This is a genomic window from Vibrio nigripulchritudo ATCC 27043 (genome assembly GCF_000222685.1).
Taxonomy (GTDB): Bacteria; Pseudomonadota; Gammaproteobacteria; order Enterobacterales; family Vibrionaceae; genus Vibrio; species Vibrio nigripulchritudo.
Map to the genome: position 1 here is coordinate 1 of NZ_AFWJ01000038.1, position 13,667 is coordinate 13,667.

The window sequence follows — 13,667 nt, forward strand, 5'->3', positions numbered from 1 at the left end:
CGTGGAACCGCGCTCTTTGTGGTTGACGGTATTGATGCAGATGCGGATGGTCGAATCGATGTTCAATGTATTGATGAGCCTCTCACCATTACAGATGCACTGGGTCAGACGGTTAACGTGACCATCAACAAGTGTTCGGTTACGGCTATCGACGGTACTCAGCAAGAAACCTCTATCGTTGAAAAAGCGTACGCAAAAGTACCGAGTGGCAGAACAAGCTCATCGGTAAACGTGCCGTTCCAAATCGTCACATTGCCAGACAATGACATGACTTATGCCATTCAAGATGACCTTGCAGTTGGAAACAGCCTCGCACCATATTTCAGCTTAGTTGTAGATTGGGAACTTGAAACCGAGCGTGCAACTCGTGCTGCTCGCATTACGGTAGATTGGAACCAAACCTTTGAACAAGCGCATACTTTTGCGGCCTACCATAACTATGCGTGTGTCGACATCGAAATCCAAACCTTCTTCAAGAAGTTGGTTCAGGAAGGGAAAGGGGTATATGTCGAGTACTACAACCCGAAAACTGGTCAGTACCAAGAGCAAGCGCCTAACCAAGCAGCATTTATCAAAGCGGTAGAAGCGATTCAGGCGGAGCTGCAAGCAGAACTGTTCGACCAGATTCAAGAGTATAGCCAATCTCAATTAGGGCAAGTGGATACTAGCACTAACGCTATGTGGACACTGCGTGCTAACTACGAGAAGCAAATCTTGAAGCGTCACGAAACCAGAACCATTAACTGGAACCCTGGTATGTCAATGGAAGCCGTTCAAACTGAGATGAGTGTGGACTGTGTAGTTGGAGGTTTCGGTCAGCCTGTTGAATGGAGCACCGACGTAGGTTGTCACGCCATTGTTGATGATGCCACTACACCGTAAGTAAGCGTTACCTTGTGTATCGACGTTTGGTACACAAGGATTTATACGGATTCTAACGCAGTATCTAGCCCACGCAATATGTGGGCTAGCTCAAGGATTAGCTCATGATAAAAATTAGTCATTTAATGGCAAGTGTTGCACTGTTATCTGCGGTGTCGGCACATGCCAGTGATTATACGCTGTCATTACTGGACTTTAATTCCACAATTGATAACGGTGATATCGTCTTCGCGCCATTTAAAAATACGACTCGTGGAACAGGGTACGTTTGGTTTCGTGATTATGATTACGAGTACCGTCAACCTGTTCCGGGAGAGTACAGAAACAAAACTCTGACGGTCAGTTTTACGCCAAGAAGTATATTGACGGGTGAGTTCACCGCGTTTGCACAGGAACACAATATTCGTCCTAACAGAAAGACAATTGTTCCTGATGATGCAGTACTTTGCCAGCCGACCCAAGCTCTAACAGATGTTTTGAGCACTTTCGAGTATTCATCGGTTTCTACACGCCCACCGGGTTACCCGAAGCTATGTAGTTTGGTTATTCGATACAACACCAGTGCTGAAAAAGAAGCCAAGTTGCTAGAGCTTATCGACACTAAACAGTTGATGCATGCGCAATTCTCTCTATCGGATCCTGCTAACCAACCAGCACCGGGTGTTTACATTGAAGTGCCAACTATTGTAAATCAATTGGTCGAGCAAAAAGTACTGGAGCTTGATCTGCCGCCTTTGGCTGATCCGGCAGAGCCAAGTATTCCTCATGTTGATATCGGATTTTATGGTCAGGCACAGGGTATTAGTTTTTACTCTGCTCATGCCGACGCGACGTTGTTTGGCTTTGAAGCGGGTTTACCTATTGAGCAGTCACAATTGTTTCAACGTTGGACACAGTTCATTGACCTGTTCCAGTCGGTAGAAGGTCAGCCGGGTTATTGGGTTATTCCCGATGCTTTGGCAACGACACCAATAGTGATTTCAGAACCCATACCCTCAACACCATTTATTGAGGTTATGTACTGATTTTCTATGCCGATTGTTATGACCTACTTTAGTTGTTTGTGGGTTCGTTGCGCTCTGTTTTTCTTACTGGGCGCAACGTTTTTACTGCCTTTCGATGCGTTGGCATTGGAGATTGATGAACGCGAATATAAGACCGCAATTGAGCAAGAATGTCACGGATGCCATTTTGATAACCGCATGAAGCCAGTTGGTAAGTTACCTAATGGTTCTAGAAAGTGGACTGACCAAAAGTGCGTGGCTTGCCATACCGAAATTGATGATATTGCATACAACTATAGAAACAACATCAAAGATGCGAGGTACGTTGCACTGCCTGTCAAAGATAAGCGTCTTGAGTCTATGGAAAAGTACCCACTTTCTTATCTGCATGCCCCCATTTGGCCGATTTTTAAAAAGCAGTCAGTCAGGGTTAATAGAAAAACACTCGCCCAGTTTCTGAATGCGCCACATGGCAAATGTACACACGATGAGTGTGATGCCCCAAAGATGATGGCCTACACCCAAATCTCAGAAGATGAAGTGGTGGCAATCAGTGAACACTTAAAGGTGATTCCTGTTGAATCTGAAAAGGAGGTACAGGGTTCGCCAACCAGAGGCAGGGCTCTGTTTGAGAAGAGTTGCAGCATGTGCCACGGCTCCAGCCAACTGTCAGGTTATAACGCCAACGCAATGAGTCTTTTTTCTGCAGATTGGATCTATGAATACGCGAATGGCAAGGAAGTGGAAGGACGCGTAATGCCCAAAATGCCGGTTTCTAAAGGGCAAGCGCATGATCTTTATGCTTACTTTCAATCCTCGCGAGAAGAGAATGAGAAAGCACTCGCCACTTCGGTATCCCAAATAAAAAAGGAATTTGCATCGTTACCAAAAGGCAAAATTCCGCCTAATGCTCTGAACTTTATATGGAATCGACTGTGGCGAGATACTGGTTGTGTTCATTGCCACGGCATCGAAGGACGCGCTAAAGAAGAGTTCAATATGGCAACTCGTACCGACATTGAAGAATGGCTTAGAGAAAGTGACCCAAGCATTTTGTATCAGCGTTTGGCAATTAGGGAAAAAGAAAAGGAGTTTGGTATGGGAGCAACCCCAGCAGGTATGCCTGCAACTGGGCAGCCTCTGCCGAAACAACTCATAAAGTTACTGGGTATATGGATTAAATCTGGATGCCCAAATGAAGAAAACGACATGATTTGCAAGGAATAATGGAATCACCATGCGCAATAAAATCGTAAATATCGCTATCACGTGTTTTTTACTGGTGGCTGCCTCGCTTAATTCTGCATTTGCAGCTCCGATTGATCCATCACTGAAAAATGTTGAAGCGGAATTTCCGGTCGATATTCTCAGTAAGTTCTACTTATATGGAGATACAGTAGATTCAAATTTGATTTGGTTCGTACCAAAATTTGGCTCGATTGCAAAAGACAATACTGGGTTTAATCAGCCCGAATTCGATATTGGTAGCGCTTACAGTGAGCACCCGAACTACTTCTATGGAGAGGAATTGGTTTGGTTCAGTGGTGCTTTTGATACCCGAGGATTCGAGCGGGACATTGAACACCTTTCTCAGGTCGCATCTCAAAAAGGTTATCGCATTCTTGCTGCGCAGCCCAAAGCTGCTGAGACTTATTTTGTGGTCGACGGGGTGGATGTCCAAACTCTGAATTTGGACTGCTCAGAGAGTATCAGCACGCCTTATGGTGACTTCCCAATTTGTTATGTTTTCGACCAACTAGGTCGCAAACATCCGGCAGAATTTGTGGCGAAGCTCGAATCGACTCTACCTGAAAACACAATGAGTGATTATGTTGGTTTCAGGGGGATAACTGTACCTTTTTGGAAAGACACACTAAAAGACTTGATGGGGTACGGTTTACCTGCAGACGACCCGTTTGTAGGTCAAAACTGGGATGACAAAATTCAAGTGGTTACGGTTTGGGACTTGGACACACACTACAATCGCCCACGAGGTCGAATCAATATTAATTGGTCCGACTTGGTTCATCGCTTTATGATTTTTCAAAAATCACACCCCGCTTTGTTAAGTGTTTCGGACATTAAACGTCAAATAAATTCGTGGGTGAGAGCCGCTTTGGCTGCGCAAAACGCACCGTTTTATTTGCAAACATTCAGTGCTAACAACGACGTTAATTTAATTACAGAAGCCATTTACAAGGTATTGAACAACCGACGAGTGTTTGTACCACAGTGGGTGTTTACCCAAGACCCGATAAAAGTGAATGTTCCTTCCAGTGCTACACGAAGTGAACGCCGTATGATACCGATCGCTAATGGGGGTATTACCTTCTTTATTCCAGCCGATGTTGTTGAGAAACCGGAACTGAGATTTGCAATTAACAAAGGTGTTGGGAATCAGCCAAGAGCGGATATCGACCTGTACTACGGACCGAGCGTACTAACGCTAAATCCGCAAACCAACATGTACATTGAGTGTTTGCATGGAGGGTGGAATTTACCAGTTCGCTGGGCACAGACTTCCGCGTGTTTAGATTCGTACTCAGCGAGACAGGTGAGTCCACGTATTAGCCTGGAAGCGATGAAAACGTTTATGCCCACTTCTCTAAAATAATCAGGTTTGAGTGGCACGTGAAAAACATGCGTGCCACTTAAAAAGTTCTTTCTGATGAATACAAATTACTTTGCATCGATATTGCTGAACTCGCCGTTTTTCGCCCATTTGCAAGCAGGTAAGATCTTCTGTGCGATGGATTCATCTACTTTATTGATTGGGATGATCATTTCGCCGTCGGAAAGCAAAGGCAGTTTGACTCGATAATACGTATTGGTCGTTGGCTTAACTTCCACGTTGAAGTCAATTGACTGAAATTCTTTTTTGAACGAAAGGGTATAGCTACCCGCTGGTAGACTCACTGCGTAATACGTTCCCTGATTCAGGTGTGCTTTAAATTCTCCGTCTACGTAGACGTTAACTCCCGCACCAACGACTCCTCGTTCAGAGCATTGATAATACGCCACCAATGCCCCGTGGCTGTCGTTTTCATAAGCGGGTGGCTCATAGTCTTTCCAGTCACTTGAAGCACATGCGGCTAGCGACAGTGCTAGTGCAATGAAAAACAGCTTACGCATTATTTGAAGTATCCTTTCTTTTCATGAGCAGAAGAAATGTTGAGTGTAGCGCCACCTTATTGAAAAGAACCACAGTAACGCTATCAGACGTTGCGAACTTTACGATCTAGCGCTTACTCCTTGGATTGACTTGGGGGTTCAGGCGCATCAGTGAAAAAGTTCTTAGGAACAAAGGCTTCATTAATTTTGATCAGCGCGTCGACCACGCCGGGCATGATTACTCTGGCACCCATGATGTCGATTTCTCCACCACACAGAATCACCGCAAGAATAAGAGGGCGAGCCAGACCAGCGAAAGTGACTTGCAGGGGGCTGTTGTAGTTAATAGACAGGACTCGCAGTGTCGGGTCATCATCAACTAACAGAAAGCCTTTAATTTCAGCTTTTGTCGGGAAATATCGGTACATTTCAACATCAATTTCCTGACCGCTAAGGGTGATTTTCTTATCCGCAATCTGGCTTAGTACCTGTGATCTTGCTTGCAGGCTTCTTTCTCTCACGTATTCTTTGAATGCAAGGGTGCTTTCTACCTGATCGTATGGGGAAGAAAAAGACTCTTCGATATTTCTCGCTTCTTTGTCACAAGTGTATTCAACGGCTATGGCGTACATTCTGGAAAGGTCATTGAGCAGGTCAGCCAGTTCAGATACCTGATAAGGCTCGTTTCGGTTGGGGAAGGTTAACTGGCAAGAGAAGCAATCCGTTTTTTCTTCGATTTCCATATCAGCTCCTGAAACAGGGATTATTTGTCTATGCGAAAGACAGGAGCTTCCACTATTACAGCGAGTAGAAGCGGAAAGTAGTTGGTTGAAACTTATCCACCTTACTGCCTGATTTCAAGCGCTTAATACAGAAAAACTGCAACTGATGTACTTTTAAGATTTTTTAAGATTTTACCTTTGAACCGCTAACTTGTTGTGCGGATTTCCATCATCTCAACCCGATTGCCAAAAGGATCCCGAAAATTGAAACGCTCGACACCTGGAATAGGCGTGTCTTCAAACACCTTGATACCAAGTGATGTCAGTTTGTCTCGCCAAAACAGAATATCCGTGACCTCATAGGCGATGTGGGAAGAGGTTTGAGAGCGGTAGTCTGCATCTTCCACAGCAAAATGAATGGACACTTCCCCGAGCAGAAGCCAGAAGCTGCCATTTCCTTTTAATGAATCGGGCTTTGCGAGTTCAGTAAGTCCGAGAACATCACAATAGAATGCTTTTGCTTCAGATTGAGCACCCGAAGGAATGGTGATTTGAACATGATTTACCGCTTTCAACATGACGAATATTCCTATTTAAGAGCAGAAAACTCTCTGCTCTTACAAAAGGGGGAAGTTGAGCAGAGAGTCGTTTAACCAAGGTGGGTAGAGCTTAAATACGGCTAGTCCATAGTGGGCATAACAAAGTCACTTTTGTGTGTTTCCAATCGGACACTGGTTGGCCAGCGAGTGGTCACTGTTTTCATTCGGGTATAAAACCGCACACCATCATTTCCATGAACGTTTAGCGGACCGAAAATAGATCGTTTCCAGCCACCAAAACTGTGAAATGCCATAGGTACAGGAATAGGAACATTTACCCCGACCATTCCAGCCAGAACATCTTCGCTGAATTGTCTGGCCGTTTCACCGTCTCGGGTAAATATCGCTGTGCCGTTCCCATATTCGTGGTTGTTAATGAGTTCCAGTGCCGTTTGATAGTCAGGCACACGAACAACAGACAGAACCGGGCCAAATATTTCATCCTGATAGATAGTCATATCTGGGCTTACCTGATCGAACAGTGTCGGACCGACGAAGAAACCATCTTTATGCCCTTGAACTTTGCAGTTTCGACCATCGACGACCAAGCTGGCTCCTTGCTGCTCACCGGAATCGATATAGCCAAGAATTTTTTGCCTGTGTTCGGCTGAAATAACGGGACCCATGTCATTTTCTTCACCTTCGACCAGACCGGGTCCCACCTTCATCATTTCGATTTTTTGTTTCAAACTCTCTACTAGCTGATCTGCCGTCTCATCGCCTACGGCTACCACCACCGAGAGCGCCATGCAGCGTTCACCAGCAGCTCCAAAACCCGCACCAAGAATGGCTCCGGTCGCCATTTCCATGTCAGCGTCGGGCATGAGTATGCAGTGGTTCTTTGCACCTCCTAAAGCCTGACAACGTTTGCCATGCGCAGATGCCGTCGTGTAGATGTATTCCGCAATCGGGGTGGAGCCCACAAAACTGACGGCCTGCACTTTAGGGTGAGTAAGAAGGACATCCACAGCTTCCTTATCGCCATTGACGACATTGAAGACTCCATCGGGTAACCCTGCCTGCTTTAAAAAATCTGCCATCATTAAAGAGAGTGACGGATCTTTCTCAGAAGGTTTTAGAACAAAGGTATTTCCCGTTGCAATGGCAATAGGGAACATCCACATCGGCACCATGGCTGGGAAATTAAACGGAGTAATGCCAACACAGACACCAAGTGGCTGCATGATGGAATGGCTGTCTACGCCGCTGCCGACATTGGCTGAACTTTCGCCTTTTTGAAGGTGTGGTATGCCACAGGCAAACTCAACCACTTCCAGCCCTCGGGTCAGCTCGCCCATCGCATCTGAAAACACTTTCCCGTGTTCGCTGGAGATCATTTCTGCCAGCTCTTTGCTGTGAGCCTCAAGCAGGGATTTGAATTTGAACATGACTCTGGCGCGGCGCAGAGGTGGGGTTTTCGACCACTCTGGAAAAGCACGGGCTGCTGCTTCAATGGCGTCTTCCACTTCGCTGGCTTGGCTGAGTACGACCTGTTTGGTCTGTTGTCCGGTTGCTGGGTTGTATACTTTTCCGAAACGGGATGTCTGGCTTTCTGCACGCTGCCCGTTAATGAAATTATTGATGGTTTCCATAGTGAATTCTCCAGTTCATTGTGCAGATAATCAGTGATTTCTTTGTTGCCAAACCGATACCAGTGTTCGGTAGTTTTCTTTAACGTTTGAAATAAACGTTTCATCGTCAATTTTATGAGAGAGCCATTGTCTGGTAGGTTGCCCGAATATGGAGCGACCAACGGCAAATCCCTGAACATGCTTGCTATCCGATGCTTGTTTAAATCCCTTATCTAGCTGTTCGATGGGGGCGTCCAACCCTAGCAGAACAATACCTCGGCAATGTGGGTCGTGTTCGTCAATAAGCCTGTCCAGGTTGTGCCAGCCATCAGATGTCATGGCGGGTAGCTTCCACCAGTCTGGCTTAATGCCCAGTTGATAGAGCTGAGAAAGGGCGACGAAATAGTGGTGTGCCTCTTCATTCGCTGAATAGACCGCATCGCTTTTAGGAAGAATGATTTCAAGCAAGAGTTCATGCCCGCTTTGGCAACACGTCTGATAGATTTCGCTAATGGTTTTCTGCTGATGAACTTTGATTTGCTCTTCATCATCGGGATGGTAGAACACCAGACATTTTACAATGTGCTCTTGTGGCCAACTCACCAACTGGCTTCCAATGTTGCCATGTTCCAGTTCGAGTGGTCTTGAAGACGGCAGCTCAATAGGACGAGCAATCCAGACTGTCGGGTCATTTCCCGCTTTGATTCCAGTTGCTGCATTTAACACGTGTTGCCCGAAAGTGCTGTCGCAGAGAATGCCTGAACGACCTGTCAGACCAAGTTCCTCGGATACTTCACGATAAGCCTGCCAGATCAGAGATTTAAGATATGGAATGCAATCCCAATCACGTCCGGCTTCCTGCACCATATCCACAAACTGAGAACGGTGGTCAAAGGCGAGAATGCACACGTCTTCCCATTTTCGGGCACGTTTGGTCACCCGATGTAAATGGTTAAGCTCTGGGCTGATGTCTGGTCTGGGTATGGCTTGAGCATGTTCGAGGTAATAGTCCAGCTCGTCTTTGGTTGGCATTGCAGGGGCACAACCATGGCGAGACACCACTAATGCACCACAGGCATTGGCATAGTGACAGCTTTGCTCCCAGGATTCGCCGCTAAGGTAGCCCCTCAATAATCCCGACATGAACGCATCGCCTGCACCTAATACGTTTAACACATCAACCCGAACACCTTTTACGGTAATGCCTTCATCTAGCGCTTCAGGAATCTCTGTCGTAAATACGCCGCACCCCATAGGACCACGCTTACACACCAACTCCGCTTTAGAATGCAGGCGAACAGCTTTTAAAGCGTCGATGGTGTCTGTTGATCCTCCCGCGATGTGGAATTCTTCTTCGGTGCCAACGATCAAATCGAAATAATGAATGACTTCTTTAAGTGACTCTGTCACTTTTTCCGATTCGATGAAACGAGTCTCTCCATCACCCAAAGAGGTTAAGCCCCAAAGCACCGGGCGATAATCAATGTCGAGTGCGGTTTTAACACCATGCCGTCGCGCATATCTCAAAGCTGTCAGAACCGCTTCTCGCGATTTCGGATTCGACAAATGGGTGCCCGTTATCGCAAGGCAGCGCGAAGAAGCGATGTATTGCTCATCAACGTCCTCTGGTGTAATTGCCATATCGGCACAGTTGTCTCGGTAGAAAATAAGGGGGAAGGTTTCTTCATCCTTTATCCCTAAAAGCACCAATGCAGTCAGACGATCTTTATCTGTGATGAGGTGACTGACATCGACACCAGCGCGAATCAGTTCCTCCCGCACAAAGCGACCCATATGTTCGTCGCCAACTCTAGCCAGCATTCCGGATTTCAATCCTTGAATCGCGGTTCCATACGCCACATTGCCTGAAGAACCACCCAGATATTTTGCAAAAGTTGTCATGTCTTCCAGTCGCGAGCCAATCTGATCTCCGTACAGATCGACGGCCACACGCCCCATGCAGATGACATCAAGTTCCTTCTCCACATTTGCCATTTTTCGCTCCTGAAACTTGTCGAGAATAGATTAAATGAAATAAATGTTTCATTTAATCTATATGTGGAATTATTAATTCGCAAGAGATTTGTTCGCTTTTTGAGCGCTTAAACAGAAGGTTTCTGAGCTTGAATCGATTCATTTGGCACTTTAAAAGAACAAATTGAGCTACTTAAGAAACGGATTTTTGGCACTAGGATTTGTCTCAAAAATATGACTAAAGATTTGACTCAAGTGTTCGATAAGTAAGACATTAATATTTTTATCACCATCGTCAAAAAGTTGACTTCAGCATGTGAACCATTGCTGTTGGTCACTTGGATAAAATTCGTCATTAGATTGACGAGTCAGCAGAAAAAACTTGTTGTAATCGCGCTAGTATTTTGCATTTTGTGTTGATAGATTGAGCTGTAAAAAATTTGTTAATGCTCGCTTGTGGCGGTAACAAACTGGCGTTTGCACAAGGAGGTTGGGTATATGCGAACACTATCAGTCCACTGGAAGATCACATTATTGGCAGGGTTGTGCCTGCTGTTCACTTCAATAAGCTTGATCGGATTTTCAATCTACAATGCGACAGGCAACCAGAAGATCATCATTGACCACAGTTCCCAATCCGTTATCAATAAGTCTCAGCAAATCCTGGCTGGGTTGGCGAAACTCAATGCCGCGGAAGTTCAGACGTATCTCGACGAGGCGACGTATCGTGCAGAGATGCTGGGCGAAAGTGCTTTATTCTTGCGTCGTAACGCATTAGAGAACTTTACGCCGAGTGAAGAGTTGCGAACCGCGCTCAATGAAATGATCAACAATACGGTAGAACGCTTTCCAACCGTTCGAGGCGCTTATCTGGTGTTTAATCCAGAAGCCTTGGATGGAGAAGACAGCAACTACCACGGTGCGGATTACGTTGGATCTAACGAAAAAGGACGCTTTGCCAGCTACTGGTCGGTGTCGAGTGAAGACGAGTCTCTGGTTTTTGGTCAGCCACTTGAAGAAAGCACTCTGGCCGATCCCTCTCAGGCGGAACGTTTTCTCTGTCCGACCAATTCAGGTCAAGCCTGTGTCACCTCGCCACGTGTGGTGAAAAGTCAAAATGGCGATGTGCTTCAAACCTCTCTTTCTGTGCCTCTTGTTACTGATGAAGAGATCGTCGGCTTTTTAGGTATCGATTTATCATTGAATGCGTTGATTGAAACTGTGATGGAGTCAGATCAGGCGCTCTTCGAAGGGAAAGGGCATATTGCCATTCTGAGTCTGGATGGTAGCTTGATCGCGTCTGATGACGTAAACGCCAGTGTCGGGCAAAAGTATCAGAGCAGCCGAATTAGCGCCGCTAAGCTGGAAGAATTCCTGTTTTCCAGTGAGGTTCAGTCTGAATGGAGTGACGACAAGCAATGGCTAACGGTGTTTTCCCCCGTTTCTGTCGCGAATCAGACTTGGGGTGTATTGCTTGAGGTTCCTCGTGACAGCGTACTTTCTGATGCTATCGTGCTCGATTCAGTGATTACTGACCTAGTGAATGGCTCGGTTTCGACAGAATTGCTTGTTGGCGTATTGCTGGTTCTGATTGGTTTGGGTTTGATAACCGGGCTTTCTATCCGTCTGGTTAAACCGATTCGAGAAGTGGTAACGAGGCTTGATGATATTGCATCTGGAGAAGGGGATCTGACTCAGCGTCTGGAAGTTCAGACTCAGGATGAGATTGGCCAGTTGGCTTCAGGATTCAACAAGTTTCTCGACAAGCTGCAAGTGACTATTAAAGAAGTGGTCGCCACAACGCATGATATTGCGTCAACTTCCGACCAGTCTGGAAAAGCCGCTTCCGTCACAAGGCAGAGTAGTGATGCTCAGTTTAAAGAGGTGGATTTGGTTGCCACAGCGTCAGAAGAGATGACTCAGACCGCCGGCTTGGTGGTTCAGAACGCAGAAATTGCGGTTCAGGCGGCTAATGAAGCCAATCAGTCTGTCGCGCAGGGCAAAGATGTTATCGCAGACTCGTCTGATGAAATGACAAAGCTGGTGGACAAAATGACCAGCGCTGTTCCAGTAGTGGAAGACCTAGCGAAGAACAATGCGGCCATCACAGAAATTCTGACCGTTATCGAAGGCATCTCTGAGCAAACCAACCTACTTGCACTTAACGCTGCTATCGAAGCCGCAAGGGCAGGGGAACAAGGTCGAGGCTTTGCAGTGGTAGCGGATGAAGTTCGTAACTTAGCAAGCCGGACACAAGACTCTGTGGGTGAAATTCGTGAAGTGATTGAGAAAGTTCAGATAGGAACGAAAAACGTGGTTAGTGCCATTCAGGAAGGTAACGAGTTGGCCGCGCACACCAATGAACAGGTCGATAAAGCCGTGAATGAACTGAATACTATTGACCAGTCCATTGCGGCGATCGTTGATATGAATTCACAGATTGTGAAAGCAGCGGAAGAACAGCAGTCAGTATCCGGTGAGGTCAATCAGAACGTGTCCAACATAAGGGAATTGAGTGCTCAAATTCTGAATCAGGCTGAATCCTCTGAGCGTGTAAGTCAGGAAATATCTGCTATTTCTTCCAGACAGAAAGACTTAGTCAGTCAGTTTAAGGTGTGATGATTAGTCTGTGATTTGAAAAGGGAGCAGGTGCTCCCTTTTTAATGATGGTAAACAGACCCTCTTAATCCTGTGGGAACCAGTAACCGCGGTTAACAAAGTCGGTCATGATGTCCAAAGCGGTTTCTGTGTCACCCGCCTCCACAATGTCTTCCCAAATCATGACTTGGTTGTCGCACATTGCGATAATAAGACCCTGTTGCGAAGCTTCGACAGTAACGACATCACCATTGACGTAAGCGGTGAGTGGCTTCTCTTGGTGATAGTAGGCGCGAAGCCCCGATACTCGTTCGATAGCACCACCATCTTCTAAGTACTCTTTCAGCTCGTCGGAAGACCACTTTTCTTCCATCGCGACAACGTCTAACTGATGGCGAGACTGGCTGACCAGGCAGCCGATGAATTTGTTCAGTACATCTTCATCTTCAAGCGAGTTCTTAAGCATGCTCTTTAGCTGATCCAGATCTTTTGACTGGATAACTCCCGTCGATTCCTGTGTTTCCTGTTGTGGATTGTGGAGGTGGTGATCGCCCATATCCTGCACAAGAACATAATCGGCAAAATTACTCAGCAATTCTTGCTGCTTTGGCGAACGGTATCCCACGGAGTAACTCATGGAAGGCTCCAGTGCATAGCCATCGTGTGGAAAACCCGGTGGAATGTAAAGAATGTCCCCCGGTTCTAATACATCATCGATAATTGGGTCAAAACCCTCAATTTGACGTAGTACCGAGTGGCGACAGGTTTCAGTGTACTGACCTTCGTCTTTTGCACCTACGCGCCAGTGCCTTTTTCCTAAGCCCTGGATGATGAACACATCGTACTGGTCAATATGAGGACCAACGCCACCACCATTTACCGAGTAGCTGATCATCAGATCATCGAACAGCCAGTTTGGCATGGCGTCAAAAGCTTTCACCAGCTCAGCGGCTTCAGGGTGCCAGTGGTTTGCTGCCTGAACAATAAAAGACCAGTTAGTCTCTCCCAGTTCTGCGAACTTCTCTTCTGGAAAAGGTCCGTGTTCAGCCACCCAGTTGTCATCGAGGTTTGAAACGAAGCGCGAGTCGATCTCCTCTTCCATGGTTAAGCCAGCCAGCTCGTCAGGAGAAAGAGGGTCAGAAAAGTCAGCAAATCCTACCTTTTATAATGGTTGGTTTTTTTGCCAGTATTGAGTTAGGAATTCTT

10 protein-coding genes and 1 pseudogene are annotated in these 13,667 nt (G+C 46.3%); 5 read left to right on the forward strand and 6 right to left on the reverse strand.

Annotated elements, in window-relative coordinates; genetic code table 11:
- The 4 genes from RH89_RS29845 to RH89_RS05255 all read left to right on the forward strand — a co-directional run.
- Window positions 1–882, forward strand: an 882-nt coding sequence (locus RH89_RS29845; RefSeq protein ID WP_004399992.1) for a hypothetical protein, incomplete at its 5' end; no start/stop codon positions are given.
- Between the two features lie 104 nt (window positions 883–986).
- Window positions 987–1,907, forward strand: a complete 921-nt coding sequence (locus RH89_RS05245; RefSeq protein WP_004399993.1) for a hypothetical protein — start codon at window positions 987–989, stop codon at window positions 1,905–1,907.
- Between the two features lie 18 nt (window positions 1,908–1,925).
- Window positions 1,926–3,113, forward strand: a complete 1,188-nt coding sequence (locus tag RH89_RS05250; protein ID WP_158091113.1) for a c-type cytochrome — start codon at window positions 1,926–1,928, stop codon at window positions 3,111–3,113.
- A gap of 10 nt (window positions 3,114–3,123) precedes the next feature.
- A complete protein-coding gene (locus RH89_RS05255; RefSeq protein WP_004399995.1) occupies window positions 3,124–4,500 on the forward strand; it encodes a hypothetical protein in 1,377 nt (458 codons plus the stop codon).
- A gap of 65 nt (window positions 4,501–4,565) precedes the next feature.
- Here the strand turns inward: RH89_RS05255 and RH89_RS05260 are convergent, their stop codons facing one another.
- The 5 genes from RH89_RS05260 to RH89_RS05280 form a co-directional block, all read right to left on the reverse strand.
- Entirely contained in the window at window positions 4,566–5,018 is a 453-nt protein-coding gene (locus RH89_RS05260; RefSeq protein WP_004399996.1) for a hypothetical protein, read from the reverse strand.
- A gap of 113 nt (window positions 5,019–5,131) precedes the next feature.
- A complete protein-coding gene (locus RH89_RS05265) occupies window positions 5,132–5,740 on the reverse strand; it encodes a hypothetical protein (RefSeq protein ID WP_004399997.1) in 609 nt (202 codons plus the stop codon).
- A gap of 185 nt (window positions 5,741–5,925) precedes the next feature.
- Window positions 5,926–6,297, reverse strand: a complete 372-nt coding sequence (locus RH89_RS05270) for a VOC family protein (RefSeq protein WP_004399998.1) — start codon at window positions 6,295–6,297, stop codon at window positions 5,926–5,928.
- 101 nt (window positions 6,298–6,398) lie between these two features.
- The gene (locus RH89_RS05275) at window positions 6,399–7,910 is read right to left on the reverse strand and encodes a CoA-acylating methylmalonate-semialdehyde dehydrogenase (protein ID WP_004399999.1); all 1,512 of its coding nucleotides are present in this window, start codon (window positions 7,908–7,910) and stop codon (window positions 6,399–6,401) included.
- A gap of 30 nt (window positions 7,911–7,940) precedes the next feature.
- The gene (locus RH89_RS05280) at window positions 7,941–9,884 is read right to left on the reverse strand and encodes a bifunctional 5-dehydro-2-deoxygluconokinase/5-dehydro-2-deoxyphosphogluconate aldolase (protein WP_004400000.1); all 1,944 of its coding nucleotides are present in this window, start codon (window positions 9,882–9,884) and stop codon (window positions 7,941–7,943) included.
- Window positions 9,885–10,361: 477 nt separating this feature from the next.
- Here RH89_RS05280 and RH89_RS05285 point away from each other — a divergent pair, with 477 nt between their 5' ends.
- Window positions 10,362–12,482, forward strand: coding sequence for a methyl-accepting chemotaxis protein (locus tag RH89_RS05285; protein WP_004400001.1), 2,121 nt, complete (start codon window positions 10,362–10,364; stop codon window positions 12,480–12,482).
- 64 nt (window positions 12,483–12,546) lie between these two features.
- On the opposite strand, the pseudogene RH89_RS05290 reads toward RH89_RS05285, so the two are convergent.
- Window positions 12,547–13,667, reverse strand: a pseudogene (locus RH89_RS05290) (JmjC domain-containing protein); the annotation flags it as partial.

Excerpts from the sequence above, each read along its gene's own strand:
- RH89_RS05270 (WP_004399998.1), bottom strand. The coding sequence starts at position 6,297 with ATGTTGAAAGCGGTAAATCATGTTCAAATCACCATTCCTTCGGGTGCT.
- RH89_RS05250 (WP_158091113.1), top strand. The coding sequence starts at position 1,926 with ATGACCTACTTTAGTTGTTTGTGGGTTCGTTGCGCTCTGTTTTTCTTA.
- RH89_RS05285 (WP_004400001.1), top strand. The coding sequence starts at position 10,362 with ATGCGAACACTATCAGTCCACTGGAAGATCACATTATTGGCAGGGTTG.
- RH89_RS05245 (WP_004399993.1), top strand. The coding sequence starts at position 987 with ATGATAAAAATTAGTCATTTAATGGCAAGTGTTGCACTGTTATCTGCG.
- RH89_RS05280 (WP_004400000.1), bottom strand. The coding sequence starts at position 9,884 with ATGGCAAATGTGGAGAAGGAACTTGATGTCATCTGCATGGGGCGTGTG.
- RH89_RS05255 (WP_004399995.1), top strand. The coding sequence starts at position 3,124 with ATGCGCAATAAAATCGTAAATATCGCTATCACGTGTTTTTTACTGGTG.
- RH89_RS05260 (WP_004399996.1), bottom strand. The coding sequence starts at position 5,018 with ATGCGTAAGCTGTTTTTCATTGCACTAGCACTGTCGCTAGCCGCATGT.
- RH89_RS05275 (WP_004399999.1), bottom strand. The coding sequence starts at position 7,910 with ATGGAAACCATCAATAATTTCATTAACGGGCAGCGTGCAGAAAGCCAG.
- RH89_RS05265 (WP_004399997.1), bottom strand. The coding sequence starts at position 5,740 with ATGGAAATCGAAGAAAAAACGGATTGCTTCTCTTGCCAGTTAACCTTC.